Annotated in this window: 24 protein-coding genes; 15 read left to right on the top strand and 9 right to left on the bottom strand. The window is 65.1% G+C overall.

All coding sequences use genetic code 11. The features are described from left to right. Window positions 1-13 precede the first annotated feature (13 nt). A complete protein-coding gene (locus V6B08_RS04680) occupies window positions 14-667 on the bottom strand; it encodes a S24 family peptidase (protein WP_341978564.1) in 654 nt (217 codons plus the stop codon). A 157-nt stretch (window positions 668-824) separates the two neighbouring features. On the opposite strand from V6B08_RS04680, the gene V6B08_RS04675 reads away from it, so the two are divergent. From V6B08_RS04675 to V6B08_RS04645, 7 genes are read left to right on the top strand one after another with little or no spacing between them, the layout of a single operon-like run. After that, on the top strand, window positions 825-1,613 hold the full coding sequence (locus V6B08_RS04675; RefSeq protein ID WP_341978563.1) for a hypothetical protein: 789 nt from the start codon (window positions 825-827) through the stop codon (window positions 1,611-1,613). A 2-nt stretch (window positions 1,614-1,615) separates the two neighbouring features. Next, window positions 1,616-2,362 (top strand): portal protein, encoded by a 747-nt coding sequence (locus tag V6B08_RS04670; RefSeq protein WP_341978562.1) that lies wholly within the window; start codon window positions 1,616-1,618, stop codon window positions 2,360-2,362. Window positions 2,363-2,366: 4 nt separating this feature from the next. Beyond that, entirely contained in the window at window positions 2,367-2,681 is a 315-nt protein-coding gene (locus V6B08_RS04665; RefSeq protein WP_341978561.1) for a hypothetical protein, read from the top strand. A gap of 19 nt (window positions 2,682-2,700) precedes the next feature. Then, the gene (locus V6B08_RS04660) at window positions 2,701-3,123 is read left to right on the top strand and encodes a 3TM-type holin (protein WP_341978560.1); all 423 of its coding nucleotides are present in this window, start codon (window positions 2,701-2,703) and stop codon (window positions 3,121-3,123) included. Window positions 3,124-3,137: 14 nt separating this feature from the next. Further along, window positions 3,138-3,479, top strand: coding sequence for a DUF952 domain-containing protein (locus tag V6B08_RS04655; protein WP_341978559.1), 342 nt, complete (start codon window positions 3,138-3,140; stop codon window positions 3,477-3,479). Next, window positions 3,457-4,110 (top strand): 2'-5' RNA ligase family protein, encoded by a 654-nt coding sequence (locus tag V6B08_RS04650; protein ID WP_341978558.1) that lies wholly within the window; start codon window positions 3,457-3,459, stop codon window positions 4,108-4,110. Before V6B08_RS04655 ends, V6B08_RS04650 begins: the two co-directional genes overlap by 23 nt. Further along, a complete protein-coding gene (locus V6B08_RS04645) occupies window positions 4,107-5,159 on the top strand; it encodes a quinone-dependent dihydroorotate dehydrogenase (RefSeq protein WP_341978557.1) in 1,053 nt (350 codons plus the stop codon). The genes V6B08_RS04650 and V6B08_RS04645 overlap by 4 nt, the downstream gene beginning before the upstream one ends. A gap of 9 nt (window positions 5,160-5,168) precedes the next feature. Here the strand turns inward: V6B08_RS04645 and V6B08_RS04640 are convergent, their stop codons facing one another. Continuing rightward, window positions 5,169-6,020, bottom strand: coding sequence for a fumarylacetoacetate hydrolase family protein (locus tag V6B08_RS04640; RefSeq protein ID WP_341978556.1), 852 nt, complete (start codon window positions 6,018-6,020; stop codon window positions 5,169-5,171). A gap of 97 nt (window positions 6,021-6,117) precedes the next feature. Here V6B08_RS04640 and V6B08_RS04635 point away from each other — a divergent pair, with 97 nt between their 5' ends. The 3 genes from V6B08_RS04635 to V6B08_RS04625 all read left to right on the top strand — a co-directional run bounded on the left by V6B08_RS04635 (window position 6,118) and on the right by V6B08_RS04625 (window position 9,648). Further along, window positions 6,118-7,962: an ABCB family ABC transporter ATP-binding protein/permease gene (locus V6B08_RS04635; RefSeq protein ID WP_341978555.1), complete on the top strand. Its 1,845-nt coding sequence runs from the start codon at window positions 6,118-6,120 to the stop codon at window positions 7,960-7,962. Window positions 7,963-8,030: 68 nt separating this feature from the next. Next, window positions 8,031-8,750: a phosphatidylserine decarboxylase gene (locus V6B08_RS04630; RefSeq protein WP_341978554.1), complete on the top strand. Its 720-nt coding sequence runs from the start codon at window positions 8,031-8,033 to the stop codon at window positions 8,748-8,750. Between the two features lie 28 nt (window positions 8,751-8,778). Then, window positions 8,779-9,648: a CDP-alcohol phosphatidyltransferase family protein gene (locus V6B08_RS04625; protein ID WP_341978553.1), complete on the top strand. Its 870-nt coding sequence runs from the start codon at window positions 8,779-8,781 to the stop codon at window positions 9,646-9,648. A 37-nt stretch (window positions 9,649-9,685) separates the two neighbouring features. On the opposite strand, the gene V6B08_RS04620 is transcribed toward V6B08_RS04625, so the two are convergent. After that, entirely contained in the window at window positions 9,686-10,048 is a 363-nt protein-coding gene (locus V6B08_RS04620; RefSeq protein ID WP_341978552.1) for a hypothetical protein, read from the bottom strand. A gap of 76 nt (window positions 10,049-10,124) precedes the next feature. Here V6B08_RS04620 and V6B08_RS04615 point away from each other — a divergent pair, with 76 nt between their 5' ends. Together V6B08_RS04615 and V6B08_RS04610 are read left to right on the top strand one after the other, a co-directional pair. Further along, window positions 10,125-10,421, top strand: a complete 297-nt coding sequence (locus tag V6B08_RS04615; protein WP_341978551.1) for a hypothetical protein — start codon at window positions 10,125-10,127, stop codon at window positions 10,419-10,421. A 157-nt stretch (window positions 10,422-10,578) separates the two neighbouring features. After that, window positions 10,579-10,710 (top strand): hypothetical protein, encoded by a 132-nt coding sequence (locus V6B08_RS04610; RefSeq protein ID WP_341978550.1) that lies wholly within the window; start codon window positions 10,579-10,581, stop codon window positions 10,708-10,710. Window positions 10,711-10,713: 3 nt separating this feature from the next. Here the strand turns inward: V6B08_RS04610 and V6B08_RS04605 are convergent, their stop codons facing one another. Beyond that, window positions 10,714-11,610: an EamA family transporter gene (locus V6B08_RS04605; protein ID WP_341978549.1), complete on the bottom strand. Its 897-nt coding sequence runs from the start codon at window positions 11,608-11,610 to the stop codon at window positions 10,714-10,716. A 183-nt stretch (window positions 11,611-11,793) separates the two neighbouring features. Between V6B08_RS04605 and V6B08_RS04600 the strand changes: the two genes are divergently transcribed. Then, on the top strand, window positions 11,794-12,768 hold the full coding sequence (locus tag V6B08_RS04600; protein WP_341978548.1) for a Bug family tripartite tricarboxylate transporter substrate binding protein: 975 nt from the start codon (window positions 11,794-11,796) through the stop codon (window positions 12,766-12,768). A 9-nt stretch (window positions 12,769-12,777) separates the two neighbouring features. On the opposite strand, the gene V6B08_RS04595 is transcribed toward V6B08_RS04600, so the two are convergent. From V6B08_RS04595 to fabA, 5 genes are all read right to left on the bottom strand, one after another. Continuing rightward, window positions 12,778-13,140: a response regulator gene (locus tag V6B08_RS04595; RefSeq protein WP_341978547.1), complete on the bottom strand. Its 363-nt coding sequence runs from the start codon at window positions 13,138-13,140 to the stop codon at window positions 12,778-12,780. Then, entirely contained in the window at window positions 13,137-15,407 is a 2,271-nt protein-coding gene (locus V6B08_RS04590) for a response regulator (protein WP_341978546.1), read from the bottom strand. The genes V6B08_RS04595 and V6B08_RS04590 overlap by 4 nt, the downstream gene beginning before the upstream one ends. Before the next feature lie 280 nt (window positions 15,408-15,687). Next, window positions 15,688-16,503 (bottom strand): enoyl-ACP reductase FabI, encoded by an 816-nt coding sequence (locus tag V6B08_RS04585; protein WP_341978545.1) that lies wholly within the window; start codon window positions 16,501-16,503, stop codon window positions 15,688-15,690. A gap of 37 nt (window positions 16,504-16,540) precedes the next feature. Beyond that, entirely contained in the window at window positions 16,541-17,773 is a 1,233-nt protein-coding gene (gene fabB / locus V6B08_RS04580; protein WP_341978544.1) for a beta-ketoacyl-ACP synthase I, read from the bottom strand. Between the two features lie 3 nt (window positions 17,774-17,776). Then, window positions 17,777-18,304, bottom strand: coding sequence for a bifunctional 3-hydroxydecanoyl-ACP dehydratase/trans-2-decenoyl-ACP isomerase (gene fabA / locus V6B08_RS04575; RefSeq protein WP_341978543.1), 528 nt, complete (start codon window positions 18,302-18,304; stop codon window positions 17,777-17,779). 176 nt (window positions 18,305-18,480) lie between these two features. Here fabA and irrA point away from each other — a divergent pair, with 176 nt between their 5' ends. Continuing rightward, entirely contained in the window at window positions 18,481-18,969 is a 489-nt protein-coding gene (gene irrA, locus V6B08_RS04570; RefSeq protein WP_341978542.1) for an iron response transcriptional regulator IrrA, read from the top strand. 194 nt (window positions 18,970-19,163) lie between these two features. After that, window positions 19,164-19,583 carry a rubrerythrin family protein gene (locus tag V6B08_RS04565; protein WP_341978541.1) on the top strand — a complete coding sequence of 140 codons (420 nt, stop codon included), beginning with the start codon at window positions 19,164-19,166 and terminating at the stop codon, window positions 19,581-19,583. Window positions 19,584-19,610 lie beyond the last annotated feature (27 nt).

The raw sequence follows: 19,610 nt of genomic DNA, 5'->3' as shown, positions 1-19,610 counted from the left end.
GGAGCCCACACGATCATTGCGAAGCCCACACGATGCGGTGCATCCAGGCGATGTCGGTGACATCCAGGCTGCGCTCGCCCAGATTCCGCTCGCTCTGGGCCGGATCGAAGGCGCCGAGTTCGACACGCGTGAGCGTCTTGCGCAGCAATTGCCGGCAGAGCAACTCGCCGTTCAGCCGCCGCAGCACCACGCGGTCGCCGCGTCGCGTCGGGGCACGCGGCGACAGCACCAGTATGGTGCCCTCGCGGTAGATCGGCAGCAGGCTTTCGCCACTGACTTCCAGGGCATAGGCCAGATCGTCGCCGAGATCGGGGAACGGCACGCGGTCCCAACCACTCTGGGTCAGCGGCAGGCCGGCATCGTCGAACAGGCCGGGCTGGCTGGCCTGGTTGAAAGGCAGCATCGGAATGCGGAAGGCGGAACCACGGTTGCCGCTGGAATCGACCAGCACGTCCATGAACTCGCCCACGCTGGCGCCCGTGGCCTCGATCACCTTGGCAATGCTCTCGGTGGAGGGCCAGCGCTGCCGGCCATCAGCCGCCTCGCGCTTGGAACGGTTAAAGGTGGTCGGATCCAGCCCGGCCTTGCGCGCCAGGCCCGACGCGGTCAGGCCATAGCGCTCGGCAAGGCCATCGATGGCGGCCCAGATCGCTTTATGCGTCAACATGGGAACATTGTCTTACATTTTGCCGCTTCTGGCTATCGACTTGGTGCGGGAAATGAGAATTCGCAAGGAAATTTCTCCGAATAGGCCGTGATTACTCTTTTATGATTATGTATTGTTCCCTTTATACACCAAATTTCATCGCCGCTGGAGCCCGTCGATGTTCCTGCCTGATTCCCCGCCCGATTGCTTGGATGGCCCCGCCCCCGGGTTGCCACTGCGGCGGCCACCCGGCCAGACCGGAACCCCTGTGGCGGCACAACCGATAACCCTGGCCGTCATCGTCTTCGCCGACCAGACGGGGTTATGGTGGCTGCGCTGGCTGCGGCCCGGATTCCGCCATTGCTACGCCTTTTACCGCCATTCCGCCGGCTGGCTGCGGCTCGATCCGCTGTCGCACCGGCTGGACCTGGACTTCCGCCCCGGCAGCGGGGACGCGACCCTCGACGCCCTGGATCTGGCGGCACGACTGCGCCTGGAAGGCCGCCTGGCGCTGACCGTGCCTGTGCGCCCGGCACCGCCCCGTCTGGCGCCGCCGCTGCCGTTTTCCTGCGTTGAAGCCGTGAAGCGCCTTCTGGGAATACATAGCTGGAGTGTATGTACACCATGGCAACTTTTCTTGTTTTTAAGAAAATACTCTCTTGACGGTTATTTGATCCTGCATTATACCGTAGACAGACAGGAACAAAACGCGTATATCGCGTCACGGTGGCGGGCCTTCCAGGCCTGGATCGGGCGAGAGGAGAGAACGGCAATGGGTGGCATCTTCAGCAGTCCCAATCCCCCCGCCCCGGTGATGACGCCGCCGGCCGAGGACCCGGCCGAGGCGGCTGCCCAGGCGGCCCGCGACCGCCGCCGCCGTGCCCAGGGCGAGACCATTGCCACCTCCTATCGCGGCGTTACCGAGACACTGGTGCCGCCGCAGCGCAAATCGCTGATCGGGGAATGAGCATGGCCTTCCTCGCCGTCAACCCGACCACCGACAAGGCCGATGCCCTGCGCCGGCGCTTTGCCGCCGCCAAGGCCGCCCGCCTGCCCTGGGAAAGCCGCTGGCAGGAATGCTACGCGCTCACCCTGCCGCTCGCCGCCCCGGCTACCGGCAGTATGAGAACAAATCAGGTAAATTCGGTGGCAATGCCGCTTTATGACGGCACCGCCGCCGATGCGGTGGACCAGCTTGCCGCCAGCCTGCTGGCCCAGCTCACCCCGCCCTGGTCGCGCTGGTTCGCCTTCCAGCCGGGCAGCGACCTGGACCCGGCCAGCGCCGGCCCGGCGGCCAGCCTGCTCGACGACGCCTCGCGCCGTGCTCAAGCGCAATTCGACCGCTCGAATTTCCTGCCCAGCCTGCTGCGCGGTGCACTCAGCCGCGCCGGTTCTGGCGCCAGCGTGATTGAGCATGTCTCGCGCCAGGCCAAACAGGCGCGCATCCTTGCCGCCTTCGATGCACCGCTGGCCGCCGGCATGCTGCATGCCCATGACAGCGTGCTGGCTTCAGCCCTGATCATCGAGATGCGCGAATGGCGGCCCGGCAAGGCGCAAGGGCGCGACGATGGCCTGGACGCCGTGGCCGGCTGCCTGCTGGCCGAGCCGGTGCGCCTGGTGCAGCCGCCACGGCCCAGCCGCGAGGACTGGCGTCCGGGCCATGCGACCAACCAGGCCGACACGCAGTTTGATCCGCTGCGGCCAGCGAAAGGATGAGGCCATGAGCCATCTGCCCGTCGATTTCGCCTGGTGGCTTTCCGCCGTGGAACTGCCCGTACTCGCCGGCCTGTTCTGGCTGCAGCAGCGCCAGCGCGAGCAGGGCGAACGCGCCGTCGAGGCCGTGGCGCGCGATTGCCGTCTCGCCATCCAGGCGGTGCGCGCGGCACTTGCCGATTACAAGCTGGAAGTGGCGCAAGGCTATGCCTCGGTCGGTGCGCTGAAGGATGTGGAAACCCGGCTCACCGAACATCTGCTGCGCATCGAGGCCAAGCTAGACCAGGCCTCGATGCAGCAGCACGCGCTCACCCGTTTCTGACAGCAGAAAAGGAGACACCATGCTCGGCACCCTGTTAGGCGGCCTGTTCGGCGGCGGTGCCGCCACCGCCACGCCGATCGAAGCGATCGGCACATTGTTCGACAAGCTGTTCACCTCCGATGACGAAAGGCTGCAGGCCCAGGCGGTGCTGGAGAAGCTGCGCCAGCATCCCGGCGAATTGCAGGTGGAACTGAACAAGATCGAGGCGGCGCACCGCTCGGTCTTTGTCGCCGGCTGGCGCCCGGCCGTCGGCTGGGTCTGCGCCGCCGGGGTCGCCTGGGCCTATATCGGCCATCCGGTCTTCACCTGGGCGGCGGCGCTCTGGTCGCCCGGCATCCAGGCACCGGGCATCATCACCGATAACCTGATCGAACTGGTGCTGGCGATGCTCGGCATGGCCGGGTTGCGTACCCTGGAAAAGGCGACAGGCAAGGCGAAATAGGGTAAGCAACAATCATGACCACGATCTACCACATGGCAGCCATCGCCGACTGGCAGGCGGCTTCCTTGAGCGGCCTCTATGCCGGCTCGGGCGACGACCTGCGTGACGGCTTCATCCATTTCTCCACTGCCCAGCAGGTGGTGGAATCGGCGGCCAAGCACCGCAAGGGCCGCGACGACCTGCTGCTGCTGTTCGTGCAGGCGGAAACGCTCGGCGATGCCCTGGTCTGGGAAGCGGCACGCGGCGGCCAGCTTTTCCCGCATCTCTATGGCAAGCTGGAACCACGGCAGGCCTATCGCGTGGTGCCGCTGCCGCTCGGGGCCGATGGCCGGCATGTCTTCCCCGATCTTGACTGATCGCGGCTTGACTGACTCGGCCAAGACCGAATTCATCCGCGACCCGCATTGGGACACGGCGCAGGTTTCCTACACCCTGCAGGCGGCGGCGCCCGAGGCCGTGCAGCGCGCTTTCGAAGCCCTGCGCGATGCCATAGAGGCCCTGGCACCACCCGGCACTTTCTGGCGCCTGCCGCCGGCACGGCTGCATGTTTCGGTCCATGTCATCGGCCAGCCGCGCCACGCCTACGACAAGGATGCCTATTGGGCCGAGATGCGCGATACCGCGCTGGCGGAACTCGCAAGCATCGAGCGGCAACCGTTCCACTGGCGCTTCGACCGCCTGATCGCCGCCCCGCTGGGCGTTATCGCAGCGGCAGCGCCCGATCCGCGCCTGCAGGCTTTGCGCCGGTATTTGCTGGAACGCGTGCCGCCGCCGCAAGGCTGCTACGATCCGCCCTATCCGCTGGTGCATTGCACGTTGCTGCGCTATGCCGCGCCGGAAAACCTGCCCCAGGATTTCGCCACCCGGGTCGCCGCCTTGCCCTGTCATGTCGATTGGACCGCGCGGCGGCTGGATTTGCTGCGCAACGCGCGCTATCCCTCGCTGGAACCGCAGATCCTGCGCTCATATTCCCTGGAGCCGGCATGAGCCTCTACAAGACTGTCGCCTGGCCGCTGCTGCGCCATATCGATGCCGAGGATGCGCACCGCGCCACCTTGCGGCTGCTCTCGCTCGGCCTGCCGCTCAGTCTCACCGCGCCCTACCGCGACGCGGTGCTGCAAAGCACCATTGCCGGCCTCAAGCTGCCGAACCCGGTCGGCCTTGCCGCCGGCTTCGACAAGAATGCGGAAGTGCCCGATGCCATGCTGCGGCTCGGCTTCGGCTATGTCGAGATCGGCGGCGTCACGCCCCGGCCACAGCCGGGCAATCCGCGCCCGCGCGTGTTCCGCCTGGAAGCCGACCGCGCCGTGATCAACCGCATGGGTTTCAACAACGAAGGCCTCGATGCCGCCGTGGCGCGGCTGGCCGCGCGCCAGCGCAAGGCCGGGCTGGTGGGTGCCAATCTCGGCGCCAACAAGGACAGCACGGACCGCGCCGGCGATTACGCGATTGGCTACGCGGCATTGGCGCCGCTGGTGGATTTCTGCGTCGTCAATGTGTCGTCGCCGAACACGCCGGGCCTGCGCAACCTGCAGGGCCGTGACGAACTGGCCGGCCTGCTGGCCCGCCTTGCCCCCCTGCGGCAGCAGAAGCCGAAGCCTTTATTCGTGAAGATCGCACCGGACCTTACCGATGCCGATCTCGACGACATCGCCGAACTGGCGCTGGAACACAAGCTGGATGGCCTGATCGCCACCAACACCACCATCGCACGGCCCGACAGCCTGAAAAGCCCGAACAAGGCCGAGACCGGCGGACTTTCCGGCGCGCCATTGCTGGCACCGTCCACCGATATCTTGCGCAAGCTCTATGCCCGGCTCGGCGGCAAGACGGTGCTGATCGGCACCGGCGGCATCGCCAGCGGCAAGGATGCCTATGCCAAGATCCGCGCCGGCGCTTCCGCCGTGCAGCTCTATTCGGCGCTGGTCTATGAGGGGCCGGGCCTGGTCAGCCGCATCAATCGCGAGCTGGCGGCCTTGTTAAAGCAAGACGGCTTCCGCCATGTGGCGGAAGCCGTCGGAGCCGATGCCAGATAGGCTGGGACTTTAAGCGTTCTTGACCGGATGGCGCAGCAGGCCGACGCCGCTGATTTCCACTTCCGCGACATCGCCATCCTTCATCCACAGCGGCGGGGTGCGCTTGGCGCCGACGCCGCCCGGCGTGCCGGTGGCGATCACGTCGCCCGGCTTCAGCGCCACCCAGGTGGTGACATACTTGATGATCTTGCGGATGTTGAAGGTCATCAGGTCGGTGCCGGACTTCTGCACGCTCTGGCCATTGAGGCGGGTTTCCAGCGTCAGGTTCTGCGGATCGGGGATTTCATCCGCCGACACCATCCAGGGGCCGAAGCCGCCGGTGGCGGGGAAGTTCTTGCCCGGGGTGAACTGGCTGGTGTGATTCTGCCAGTCGCGGATCGAGCCGTCCATGTAGCAGCTATAGCCGGCGATCAGCGAATAGGCGTTGTCTTCCGAGACCTTGAAGCCTTCCTTGCCGATAATGATGGCGAGTTCGCCTTCATAATCGAAGCGCTCGGATTCCTGCGGCCGCAGCAGCGGCTTGCCATGCGCCACCTGGCTTTCCGGGAAGCGCACGAAGCAGGTCGGATGGCCCGGCGGCTCGCGGCCCATTTCGCGGCGGTGCTCGTCGTAGTTGACGCCGATGCAGATGATCTTGCCCGGATTCGGCACAACCGGCAGCAGGTCCAGGCTTTCCACGGCCCCGAGCTTCGGCGCCGCGGCCGCCGCCTCGCCGAGCTTGGCCAGCGCGCCGGCCTTCAGCACCGCCACCAGGTCCGGGTAGGTGGCGCCGAGCACGGCGCCGACATCGGCCACCTTGCCATCCGCGCCGACGACCCCGTACGAGGCCTTGCCATTCGCCGTGAAACTAACCACCTTCATCGCGTCGCTCCCGAGGTAACTGTCTGGTTGGGGTTGGGGAATCAATACGCCCGGCCCCGGAGCGGCGCAAGTCCCGCCCCCTATTCCTTCAGGTCCCATGCCAATCCTTTTTCCGCCGCCCCAGCGCGAGGCCCGCGACCCGGCCAAGCGGCGCCGCTTTGCCACCGAACTGCTTGGCCGCCTGTGGCCGAAGAACCGCGCCGATCTGCGTGGCCGCGTGGTGGTGGCCATCCTGTTCCTGATCTGCGCCAAGCTGATCAATGTCAGCGTGCCGTATCTCTACAAGCGCGCCGTCGATCTGCTCGACATCGCCAAGAATGACAGCCATGCACCGCTGCTGGCGGTGCTGGGCCTGATCCTGGCCTATGGCATGGCGCGGGTCGGCGCCCAGGCTTTCGGCGAAGCGCGCGACGCGGTCTTCGCCAAGGTGGCGCAGGCGGCGATTCGCGACCTGGCGCTGGATGTGTTCAACCACATGCATGCGCTTTCCTTACGTTTCCATCTCGAGCGCCAGACTGGAGGCTTGAGCCGCGTGATCGAACGCGGCACCAAGGGCATCCAGTTCGTGCTGCAGTTCATGACCTTCAACATCGTGCCGACGATTTTCGAGATATTCCTCGTCGGCGGCATCCTCTGGGTGCTCTATGGCTGGGAGTTCACCGCCATCACGGTGGGCGCCATCGCCGGCTATATCGCCTTCACTTTGCTGTTCACCGAATGGCGCACCAAGTATCGCCGCGAGATGAACGACGAGGACCAGCGCGCCAATACCCGCGCCGTCGACAGCCTGCTGAATTACGAGACGGTGAAATACTTCACCAACGAAGCGCATGAAGCGCGGCGCTTCGACGAGGCCCTGAGCCGCTATGAACAGGCGGCGGTGAAAAGCCAGGTGACGCTTTCGGCGCTGAATCTGGGCCAGGGTTTCATCATCGCCATCGGCCTGATCGGCGTGATGGCGCTGGCGGCCAAGGGGGTGCGTGACGGTGCCATGACGCTCGGTGATTTCGTCATGGTCAACACCTACCTGATCCAGCTTTACCTGCCGCTCAATTTCCTCGGCTTCGCCTATCGCGAGATCAAGCAGGGCCTGGTGGACATGGAAGCGATGTTCAACTTGCTCGACGTGCCGGCGGAAGTGCAGGACGCGCCCGATGCCATGCCGCTGGCGCCGGGGCCGGGTGAAGTCGAGTTCGACGCTGTGGATTTCGCCTATGATCCGCGCCGCCCGATTCTGCAGAGCGTGTCATTCCGTATCGCGCCGGGCCGTAAGCTCGCGGTGGTGGGCGCGTCCGGCGCCGGCAAGAGCACCTTGTCGCGGCTGTTGTTCCGCTTCTACGACATTACCGGCGGCAGTATCCGCGTCGACGGCCAGGATATCCGCAGCGTGACGCAGCTTTCCTTGCGCCAGGCCATCGGCATCGTGCCGCAGGATACCGTGCTGTTCAACGACACCATCGCCTACAACATCGCCTATGGCCGGCCCGAGGCCAGCGAGGCAGAGATGCGCGAAGCGGCGCGCATGGCGCAGCTCGAACCGCTGATCGAGCGCCTGCCCGATGGCTACCAGACCATGGTGGGCGAACGTGGCCTGAAACTCTCCGGCGGCGAGAAGCAGCGCGTCGCCATCGCCCGCGCGCTGCTGAAGCGTCCACGCGTGATGCTGTTCGACGAAGCCACCTCGGCGCTGGATACCCATACCGAACGCGAGATCCAGCAGGCGCTCGGCAATGCCGCCCAGGGCGTCACCACCCTGGTGATCGCGCATCGCCTCTCCACCGTGGTGGATGCCGACGAGATCGTGGTGCTGGAAGCGGGCCGCGTGGCGGAGCGCGGCCGGCATGAAACCCTGCTGGCCCTGGACGGCCTTTATGCAAGGCTCTGGCGGCGGCAACTTGAGGCTGCGGAAGCCGAACAGCGGCTGGAGGCCGGCACGGTTTAAGCCTTTCAGGCTCGATGCATTGCCGGTACAATGCGGCACTGCATTCAACCTGTTGAGGCTTAACGAGTATGGACACGATCCGTTCGGTTCTGGTGCCGATCCACCGCGAGGGCTGGAAGTTCATCGCGCTGTTCGCGCTGGGTACCCTGGTGCTGTTCTGGATCGCCACCCCGCTTGGCTGGGTCGGCGTGGTGCTCACCGCCTGGTGCGCCTACTTCTTCCGCGATCCGCCGCGCGTCACCCCGATCCGCCAGCCCGGCCCCGATGGCCAGGCGCTGCCGACCCTGCTGATCGCGCCGGCCGATGGCGTGGTGCAGATGATCGAGCGCGCGGTGCCGCCGGAGGAACTCGGCATGGGCTTCGATGCCCGTCTGCGCATCTCGATCTTCATGAACGTGTTCAACGTGCATGTGAACCGTTCGCCGGTGGATGGCACCGTGACGGCGCTGGCCTACCGCCCGGGCAAGTTCCTCAACGCGGCGCTGGACAAGGCCTCCACCGACAACGAGCGCCAGTCGATGAAGCTGAAGCTCGAGAGCGGCAAGGAAGTGGCGGTGGTGCAGATCGCCGGCCTGGTTGCCCGCCGCATTCTCTGCGAGGCGCGCGAGGGCCAGGTCTACAAGGCCGGCGAACGCTTCGGCCTGATCCGCTTCGGCAGCCGCGTCGATGTCTATCTCGATGATGGCATGGTGCCGCTGGTGGTGGTGGGCCAGAATACCATCGGCGGCGAGACCGTGATCGCCGAGGACGAGGCCGAGGAAGCGGCGCGCGGCGGCGAAATCCGCTGAAGCGCGCACTTATCTGGAGGGCTGAAGCATGCTGATCAAGCCGCCGCCGCGCCTGCGCAAGCTGCCGCTCAACACGCTGGCGCCGAATATCCTTACCATCTGCGCGCTCTGCTCCGGCCTCACCGCGATCCGTTTCGCCATTGCCGGGCAGTGGAAATTCGCCGTGGCCGCGATTGCCGTGGCGGCTCTGTTCGACATGCTGGATGGCCGCGTGGCGCGGCTGCTCAAAGGCGCCAGCCGCTTCGGCGCCGAGCTTGATTCGCTCTCCGATTTCCTCTGCTTCGGCGTCGCGCCGGTGATGGTGCTGTATTTCTGGACCTTGCACGATCTCGGCAACGGCAATCCCGGCTGGCTGGTGGTGCTGGCCTTCGCCACCTGCACCGCCTTGCGCCTGGCGCGCTTCAACACCGCGCTGGAAGATACCGAGAAGCCGGTCTGGACCGGCAGCTTCTTCACCGGCATCCCGTCGCCCGCCGGCGCCGGCCTGTCGCTGCTGTTCATGATCCTCAGCCTGGAAGTCGATTCGGCGCTGTTCCGCTCGCCCTTCCTCAACGCCATCTGGGCGCTGGGCATCGGCTTCCTGATGATCAGCAAGGTGCCGACCTATTCCTTCAAGCGCGTGCGGGTGAAGCGCGAGGCGGTGCTGCCGGTGCTGCTGGGGGTTGGCGTGCTGGCCGCCTTGCTGATGAACGAGCCGTGGTACACGCTGGCGGCGCTGGAAATCGCCTATATCATCTCGATCCCGTTCAGCCTGCGCGCACATGAACGCTTCAAGCGCGGCGATGCCGAAACGGCGGCGGCAAGCGCCCCGGCCGAGGCCCCGGGCGTGCCGCAGACTGATGCGGCCGCAGCGCCAGCCGCCAAGGATGACGAACCGCCGGCGCGGCAACTGCACTAAAGTCTGTGGTGATACGCCAGCTCAGTGATGAGTCAGCTTAGTGATGAGTCGGGCCGCCGCGACGCTTTTCTTCTTCCAGCTTGGCGCGCAGCTTGGCGGCAAAGGCGCCGCCATCATCCTTCTGCGCCAGGAATAGTTCGACGCTGAGCATGGCGCGTTCGTGATCGGTGGTCGGCGGTCCCTTGCGCGCCACTTTCTCGGCTAATTTTAGCAGGCGCGGATCCATCTTGGCGCGGATGGTGCGGATCAGCCGCGCCAGTTCGGCACGCGGGTCGCCGCCCTTGCGCTGCGCAGCCGTCGGCTCTGCCTTCGCCGGCGGCTTGGCCTTGGCTGCCGGCACGAAAAGCGCGTTCACCAGGCGCTGCAATGCACCCACTGGTTTCTTTTGCGGCGGTTTCATGGTTAACCCTCGCGCGCCACAGCATTTTTCGCAACCTTCTTCTTGCGGTTGCGCCAAATCGGCCTAGGTTACTCTTATGAGCTTGATCGCCCCCGCCCCCGGCCTGCTGCCGACCGTCGCCACCGCGCCGGGCCAGCCGACCACCAACCAAGGCCCGGCCGCCGCCCAGGCGGTTGCGGGCGTGGCGGCGCTTGGCGTGCGCACGGAAACCCGTATGGCGGCCACCGCCTCGGGCAATTCCGGCAGCTCGGCTGGCAGCCGCGGCGACAAGGGCCGCAACGCGGATAACAATGCCAATGCCACCGAGGCCCGCACCGACCGCGCCGGCCCCCGGCCGCGTGGCATGGGCCGCAACGCCGATGTGACGGTCTAGAGGCGTCACGGTCTAGCGCCAGCACGCTGCAAGCTCTGGTCGGGTAAAAACCGGATCAGCTCGCCGTTGGATAAACTTTATTAACCACGAATCAGCCAAGCTCCGCCCGATGGAACACCTTGAGGGGGATGAGAGTATGTCAGTGCGGATCAGGCACTTGCGGGCGATTCTGGCTTCGATCAATGAACAACTGCAGCAGGACAACCTGCGGCCCGAGGCACGCGACTACCTGGAACGCACGGCGGATTCCTGCCGCGCCACCATCCGCGAACTGGCGCTGAAACTCTAACCCTCAGGCCACCGCCGGCCGGCGCGCGAACAGGCGCCCCAGCAGGCGCCGCAGCAGCCCGGCATTCACCATCAGCCCGAGCAGGATCAGCCCGGCGCCGGCGAATTTCAGCGCCGAGGGTGTCTCGCCGAGCACCAGCCCGGCGCTGGCGAGGCCGAAAACCGGCACCAGCAGGGTGAACGGCGCCACCAGAGATGCCGAATACTGCCGCAGCAGCAGGCTCCAGGCAGCGAAGCAGGCCGTGGTGGAAAGCAGGCCGATATAGAGCACCGAGAGGATGCCGCGCAGGTCGAGGCTGCCTAGGGCCGCCGCGATCTGCGCCTCGCCCTCGAAAATCCATGACAGCGCGAACATCGGCAGCGGCGGCACGGCGCCGACCCAGACCATGAAGGCGAGCGGATTCGGCGCCGCCGCCTTGCGCGTCAGGATATTGGCAAAGCCCCAGCAGGCGGCAGCGCAAATGGCAATGGCGAAAGCCACGAAGCTGGCTTCCAGCCCCATATCGATGCCGATGACGCCGAGGCCGAGGGCGGCAATCGACAAACCCGCCCATTGCAGCGGCCCCGGCCGTTCGCTGAGCAGCAGCGCGGCAAACACCACGCTGAACAAAGCCTGCGCCTGCATCACCACGGAAGCCAGCCCCGCCGGCAGGCCGTTATTCATCGCCAGGAACAGCAGGCTGAATTTCATGATGCCGAGCACCAGGCCGGTGCCCAGCACCCAGCGCCAGGGCACGCCTGGGCTGCGCAGGAATAACAGGAAGGGCAGGCTCGCCACGGTGAAGCGCAGGCCGTTGAACAGCAGCGGCGGGAAGGCATCAAGCCCGAAGCGGATGACGACGAAATTGAAGCCCCAGATCGCCATGATCAGGATGGCAAGCAGGACATGGCGAAGCGACATGGCGGCACGCTGGCAAGGGGAGATGGCTTGTGGCTTGGCCGCACTCTGCGCCGGGGCCCAAGGATGATCCAGGCCCTGCCTTATGGAAATATTGTCGGGGTGCATTTTTCGCTCCCCCAAAGACAGTGCCTGGGCGCATAGTAGGGGCAACAAATATTTGGGGAATAATCGGGGGAAACACAGATGAAGCTGCTTGCCGCCATCACCGGCGCCCTTGTCGCCACCTGCCTTTTGATCAGCGGCGCCCAGGCGCAGAGCTATCCGGCAAAGCCGGTGCGTTTCCTGGTGCCGTTCGCGTCGGGCGGCTCATCCGACATCATCGCGCGTTCGCTGGCGAACCATTATTCCAGCGCCCTGGGTCAGCAATTCGTGGTCGAGAACAAGGCCGGCGGCGCCGGCAATATCGCCATGGAGGAAACCAAGCGCGCCGCTGCCGATGGCTACACGCTGATCTTGGGCCATGTCGGCACGCTCGCGGTGAACCCGGCGATGTTCGGCGCCAAACTGCCTTACGACCCGGAAAAGGATTTCGCGCCGATCACCCTGCTGGCCCTGGTGCCGAACGTGATCGCGGTGCATCCCGACCTGCCGGTGAAGACCCTCGCCGACCTGATCGCCTATGCCAAGGCCAATCCCGGCAAGCTGAATTACGGCACGGCGGGCAATGGCAGCGCCGGCCATCTGGCAATGGAATATTTCAAGCTGCAGTCCAAGGTGGATATCGCGCATATCCCCTATCGCGGCACCGGCCCGATGCTGACCGACCTGCTTGGCGGTCAGGTGCAACTCACCTTCAACGGCATCCCGCCGATCCTCGGCCATATCAAGGCCGGCAAGCTGCGCCCGCTTGCCGTCGGCTCGGCCAAGCGCGTTTCCTCGCTGCCCGATGTGCCAACCATAGCCGAAAGCGGCTTTGCCGGTTTCGAGACCTCGCAATGGTATGGACTGATGGCGCCGGCCGGCACTCCCAAGGCGGTGATCGACCTGCTGCAGGCGGAGGCCGCCAAGGCGCTGAGCAGTGGCGACGCCCATCGCCGCATCACCGAGGATGGCGCGCTCACCGCCGCCGGTACACCGGAAGCCTTCGCGCAGCTTATTGCGCGTGAAAAGCAGCGCTGGGGCGAAGTGGTGCGGGCGGCGAAGATTCAGCCCGACTAGAGCGGCGGCTCAAGCCGCCAGGGCTTCGCGCAACAGGCGCAGCGGCACCGGCTTGCGCAGGGTGGTGACGATATCGAGGCCGCGGCATTGCGCCAGCAGTAGCGCATTATGCGCATGCTGCGGATCGTAGCCGGAAATCAGCAACACCCTGCCGTCATACCCCTGGTTGGCGAGCCAGAGCACGATCTCGATGCCATCGCGCTCCGGCATCACGATGTCGAGCACCACGATATCGGGTTTCTGCAGAATATAGGCCGCATTGAAATCGGTCGAGCGCGGCACCTGGCTGACGGTGTAGCCGAGCTGCCTGCCGACCTCGCCGACCAGGGCGCAAATGTCTGCTTCATCGTCGCAGACCATCAGATGAGTCATAACCATACCTCGGGCTTTGCCATCACGGCATCTATTGCATTGATAAGATCCTGCCGCCGGATCGGCTTCCGCAGGAATGGATGATCGTGGCCGGACAGCCGCTTCAGGCTATCGGCGGGCGGTTCTGAGCCGGAAACGAAGATGACGCGGCCGACCCAATGGCGCAGCACCACTTCACGCGCCAGATCAACGCCGCTGCGGCTGCCGGGCATCTGGATATCGGTGATCATCAAGTCGAACCGGGCACCGCCCTGCAGCAGGTCCACGGTGGCCTGGCCGCTATTCGTCTCGGTCACCACATGGCCGAGCGCGGAGAGCATCCCGGCGAGGACACTGCGCACATCGTCGTCGTCATCCACCAGCAGGATGCGATAGCCGGCGGTGGTGTCGGGCGAGGCTGCAACGGGGGCAGCCGGAACAGCAACATCCGCAACAGCAACGTCCGAAATGGCAGCCGGGATGGCAGGCGCAGCCACGGCGGGCGCATTGATCGTGGCCGGCGCTTCAGTGGTGACAGGCAGGAAGATGCGGATCGTGGTGCCTTCACCGGGACTGCTCTGCGCGCCGATGAAACCCTGGGACTGGCGCACGAAGCCATGCACCATGCTGAGGCCCAACCCGCTGCCCTGGCCGACCGGCTTGGTGGTGAAGAACGGATCAAAGGCGCGCTCCAGCACATCCGGAGTCATGCCACTGCCGGTATCGGTAATCGCGAACATGGCGTAGATGCGGTCAGGATCAGGATGCGCATCCTCGTTGCCGAGCGCGAAAGTATCGACGAAGCGGCCATAGACGCGGTCGAGCGCCAGGGTCAGGCGCCCGGCTCCCTCGATCGCATCGCGGGCATTGATCGCCAGATTGAGGATGGCATTGTCGAGCTGCGTCACGTCCACCCTGACCAGCAGTGGCGAGCGGTCATAAGCCGGCACCACCTCGATATTGCTGCCAAGCGTGCGGACCAGCATGTTGAGCAGGCCCGGCAGATGCCCGGCCAGATCGACAACCGTCGGGCGCAGGCTCTGGCGGCGACCGAAGGCCAACAGGCGATGAGTCAATTCACTGGCACGCTCGGCGGCGCGCATGGCGCTGCTGAGCATGCTGGATTGCGGCGCGGTCAGGTTCTGCTCCTGCAGCAATTCGATATTGCCGAGAATCACCGCCAGCATGTTGTTGAAGTCATGCGCGATGCCGCCAGTCAGCGCGCCGACGGCCTCCATCTTGTGCGCGTGGTGCAACTGCTCTGCCACGGTATGGCGCTCGGTGGTATCGAGCGACAGGCCAAGCCATTGCACGATCTTGCCTTCCGCATCCAATTCCGGCACGGCGCGCGACTCCATCCAGCGCCAGCCGCCTTCGCCATCGCTGACACGGAATTCCCAGCGGATCGCTTCGCGGCGGCGAAAGCCTGCACGTACCGTATTGCGCACCATGGCGCGGTCGTCGGGATGCACCATCTCAACCCATTCCGGGTCGCTCCACTCTGCCTGCGCCGGCCTTTTGCCGATGCGCAGCGGCGGATTGAAACGATAGCGTTCGAAGCGCGCATCAGCGAGCCAGACATTCTCTGTCGCGGCGCGCAGCAGGGCTCGCAGGCGGCCATCACTCTCACGCAAGGCGGCTTCCGCAGCCATCAGATCACTCACCGTGGCCGCTTCGGCACGCAGCGACCGCCGCAACCGCACCACCACCACCGCCAGCAATGCGAGGGCGCCGATGATCGTGGCATAGAGGCGGTATTGCAGGCTATCGAGGCGCCGCTTCTGCTCGCGGTGGATCAACTCACGCAGCAGGCCCTGTTGCTGCTGCACCCGCAGCAAGGCGGTCTGCAATTGGATATCGTTATGCCAGTCGCCATCGGGCGTTTGCTCGATATGCTGCAAGGCGGTGCGCAGCGCGAAAGTTTCGCGCTCCAGAATCCGCACCATTGAGCGCACTTCGATGGGCTGATCGTTGCGCATCAGGACCTGGGCGCGCTCGAGTTCCTCGAGGCCATAGCGCAGCAGCAGCTTGATGCGCTCGCGATCCGATGGCTGGATGCGGTCATCCAGGCTGAGGAGCTGCGTCTGGCCTTCGGTAAGATTGTTGGCAGCGTATTGCAGGCTGACGCGGCGCTCATCGACGCTGGCCTGCAATTGCTGCTGTTCGATGAACAACCAGGCAAAGGCCACGCACAGCAATACCGGCAGCGTCATGGTGATCCAGAAGAACACCGCTGACGGCAGGAACGGCTTGGATCGCCGCCGATATTCGACATCAGAATAGGGCATGTTGTCTGTTGCAGGCGCAGCCGCCGAAGCCGCCTGCCTGCCGCTGCCTGTACCTGTGAATGGTTCCGGCAGAACCAGCCCCGCCCTGGATGACATGTTTCCACGGGCTGCAGGACCAGCGCTGCACCTGTCAGGTGGCAGACATACCGGGAGTAGCGGCGCCAGCCTTGTTATTTTCCGCTAAGCGTGCAGCTAGTGAGCAAAAGCTAACGGCAAAACACGTCCCGTGGCAGTTTTTGCCGCAGGAATGGCGTAACCGGGAGTTGTCGGTGATGTGCGCTTAAGCGTCGCCGCCGGCGAGATCGGCCGGGTTGGGCATGCCGAGGGCATGGAAGCCGCTATCGACATGGATCACTTCGCCGGTAACGCCGCTGCCCAGATCGGAGAGCAGGAACAGCGCCGAGCCGCCGACTTCCTCCAGCGAGGCATTGCGGCGCAGCGGGCTATGCTGGGCGGTGAACTTGAAGGTGGCGCGGGCCGAGCCGATGGCCGAACCGGCGAGCGTGCGCATCGGGCCGGGCGACACGGCGTTGACGCGAATATTCTGCGGGCCGAGATCAACCGCGAGATAGCGCACGCTGGCCTCCAGCGCCGCCTTGGCCACGCCCATCACATTATAGTTCGGCATCACGCGGGTGGAGCCTTCATAGGTCAGCGTGATCAGGGCGCCGCCTTCCGTCATATGCGGCACCGCCAGGCGGGCCACCTCGGTGAAGGAATAGCAGGAGATCAGCATCGAACGGCTGAAGTTGCTGCGCGTGGTGTTGAGGTAGCGGCCCTTCAGCTCTTCCTTGTCGGAATAGGCGATGGCATGCACCACGAAATCGAGCCGGCCGCCAAGCGCCGCCGCGGCGCCATCGATGGCGCCCTTGAGGCTGGCCTCATCTTCCACGTCGCAGGGCAGCACGGCCTTGGCACCAACGCTTTCGGCCAGCGGCCGCACGCGGCGCTCGAAAGCTTCGCCCTGATAGGTGAAAGCCAGTTCGGCGCCATGCTGCGCCAGCATCGTGGCGATGCCCCAGGCGATCGAGTGATCGTTGGCGACGCCCATGATCAGGCCGCGTTTACCGGCCATCAGGCCGCGAATATCCGACATGTTATTTCCGGTTCTTCTTGGTTTGCCGGTTGCGGTTTCAGGCGTCGTAGCGTTGGAAGAGCAGCGTCGCGTTGGTGCCGCCGAAGCCGAAGGAATTCGACATCACACGGTTCAGCGTCACGCCATCGCGACGCTCGCGCACGATCGGGAAGCCTTCGGCGCCGGGATCGAGATTCTCGATATTGGCCGAGGCGGCGATGAAGTTGTTCTGCAGCATCAGCAGCGAATAGATCGCCTCCTGCACGCCGGCAGCACCGAGCGAATGGCCGGTGAGCGACTTGGTGGAGCTGATCGGCGGCGGCGCATCGCCAAACACTTCGCGGATGGCGTTGAGTTCGGTGATATCGCCGGCCGGCGTCGAGGTGCCATGGGTGTTGAGGTAATCGACCGGCGCGTTATGGCCACGGTTGGCCTCGTTCAGCGCCAGCTTCATGCAGCGCACGGCACCCTCGCCGGACGGCGCGACCATGTCGGCGCCGTCGGAAGTGGCGCCATAGCCGACCAGTTCGCCATAGATCTTGGCACCGCGCGCCTTGGCATGCTCCAGCTCTTCCAGCACCACGATGCCACCGCCGCCAGCGATGACGAAACCGTCGCGGTCCTTATCATAAGCGCGCGAGGCACGCTCCGGCGTGGCGTTGTAGGCGGAAGACATCGCCGGCATGGCGTCGAACAGGTTGGAAAGCGTCCAGTCCAGTTCCTCGCCGCCGCCAGCGAACATGATGTCCTGCTTGCCGAACTGGATCAGTTCGGCGGCGTTGCCGATGCAATGCGCCGAGGTCGAGCAGGCCGACGAGATCGAGTAGCTGAGGCCCTTGATCTTGAAGGCGGTGGAGAGCACCGCCGAGCAGGTGGACGACATCGCGCGCGGCACCATGAAGGGACCGATGCGCTTCGGGCCACCCTTCTCGCGGGTGATATCGGCAGCCAGCACCAGGTTGCGCGTGGATGGGCCGCCGGAGCCGACGATCAGGCCGGTGCGCTCGTTGATGATGTCGCGCTCTTCCAGGCCGCTATCGGCCAGCGCCTGTTCCATCGAGAGATAGGCATAGGCCGCGCCATCGCCCATGAAGCGCTTCTGGCGACGGTCGACGGCGGCTTCGAGGTCGATCTTCACTGTGCCATAGACCTGGCTGCGGAAGCCGAGCTTGGCATATTCCTCGGAGAAGACGATGCCGGAACGGCCGAGCTTCAGGCTCTCGGTGACCTCGGCGGCATTGTTGCCGATCGAGGAGGTGATGCCGAGGCCGGTGACGACGACGCGACGCATGGTTCAGGCTCCAGCCGCAGCGGTCATGCCGTCCGGGAACACGCCGACGCGCATGTCCTTGCACTCATAGGCCGGCTTGCCGTCGATATACATGGTGCCGTCGGCAATCGCGATGCCGAACTTGCGCAGCAGCAGCTTCTTGATGTCGATCTTGTAGGTGATCTTCTTGGCGGCCGGCGTCACCATATCGGAGAACTTCACCTCGCCGACGCTCAAGGCGCGGCCACGGCCCGGCGCCTTGGTCCAGCCGAGGAAGAAGCCGACCAGCTGCCACATGCCATCCAGGCCGAGGCAGCCCGGCATGATCGGGTCGTTTTCAAAATGGCAGGGGAAGAACCAGAGATTCGGCTTGATATCGAGTTCGGCCTCGATCTCGCCCTTGCCGTACTTGCCGCCATCGCTGACGATTTTCACGATGCGGTCGATCATCAGCATCGGCGGCAGCGGCAGGCGGGCATTGCCCTCGCCGAACAGCTTGCCATGGGCGCAATCCAGCAGGTCCTCGTAGGTGTAGCTACTCTTCCGTTCCACTGGCGGAATTCCTCGATTTTCTTAACGATTACCCGCCCTTCAGCGGTTGGGGCCGTTCCCCCACTATTGCGCTCTGCCCGGGCGGCGCCGGCCACATTCGGGGGTACTTTAGTCATTGCCCCGCTGGGGGCAACAGTTTCGTTTCCTTTTGTAACACCTGTGTTATATCTGGGGGCATGACGACGTTGCGCAAGCCCAACCAGGATCATTCCGACCAGGGCCACCCCCAGCATCACAGGGAAACCTCCCCGGCCGAGGCACTTGGCGGGGTAGATGTGGCCGCGCGGCTGCGCCAGGCCGGCCTGCGCACCACGCGCCAACGCCTGACCTTGGCGGAAATCCTGTTCGCCGATGGCTGCGACCGCCATGTGACGGCCGAAAGCCTGTTCGCCGCCGCCGCCGCGCGGGGCACAAGGCTGTCGCTGGCCACGGTCTATAACTGCCTGCACCAGTTCACCAATGCCGGCCTGCTGCGCATCGTGACGGTCGATTCGGGCCGCGCCTATTTCGATACCAACCTGGACCCGCATCACCATTTCTACTACGAGAAATCGGGGGATTTGCGCGATATTCCGGCAGCCGATGTGGCGGTTTCCAGCCTGCCGGCAGCGCCCGAGGGCCAGCGCATCAGCCGCGTCGACGTGATCGTCCGCCTGGACGGTTGAACCGGGTCCGCCTCGACGGTTGCGGCTTTCAGCGCCTGACCGGCGGAGTTTTCTAGAATATTTCTAAAATACCTTGACTGGACGGGCACCCGGTTCATAATCCTGTGGTTCCTCGCGACCGTATCAGCGAGCCCCCTGCCGCCCCGGGCCCCAATTCCGGGACGGCTTGTTTACCAGCCTGGAGGAATAAGACCATGCCCGCACTCAGTGGCACCAAGACCCATGGAAACCTGAAGGAAGCGTTTGCCGGCGAAAGCCAGGCCAACCGCCGCTACCTGTATTTCGCCCAGAAGGCCGACGTTGAAGGCTACAACGACGTCGCCACCGTGTTCCGCTCCACCGCCGAGGGCGAGACCGGCCATGCCCATGGCCATCTCGAATTCCTCGCCGAAGTGGGCGACCCGGCCACCGGTGAGCCGATTGGCGGCACCGACCTGAACCTGAAGGCTGCCATCGCCGGCGAGACCCACGAGTACACCGACATGTACCCGGGCATGGCGAAGACCGCCCGCGAGGAAGGCTTCGACGAGATCGCCGAGTGGTTCGAGACCCTGGCGAAGGCCGAAAAGAGCCATGCCGGCCGCTTCCAGAAGGCGCTGGACGGCCTGGCCTAAGCCAGACGTTTCGTGACGTGACTGCAT

The sequence above is a fragment of the Ferrovibrio sp. MS7 genome (assembly GCF_038404985.1).
Taxonomy (GTDB): Bacteria; Pseudomonadota; Alphaproteobacteria; order Ferrovibrionales; family Ferrovibrionaceae; genus Ferrovibrio; species Ferrovibrio plantarum.
Note: the sequence above shows the minus strand (reverse complement) of the source record. Positions and strands in the feature narration are given on the sequence as shown.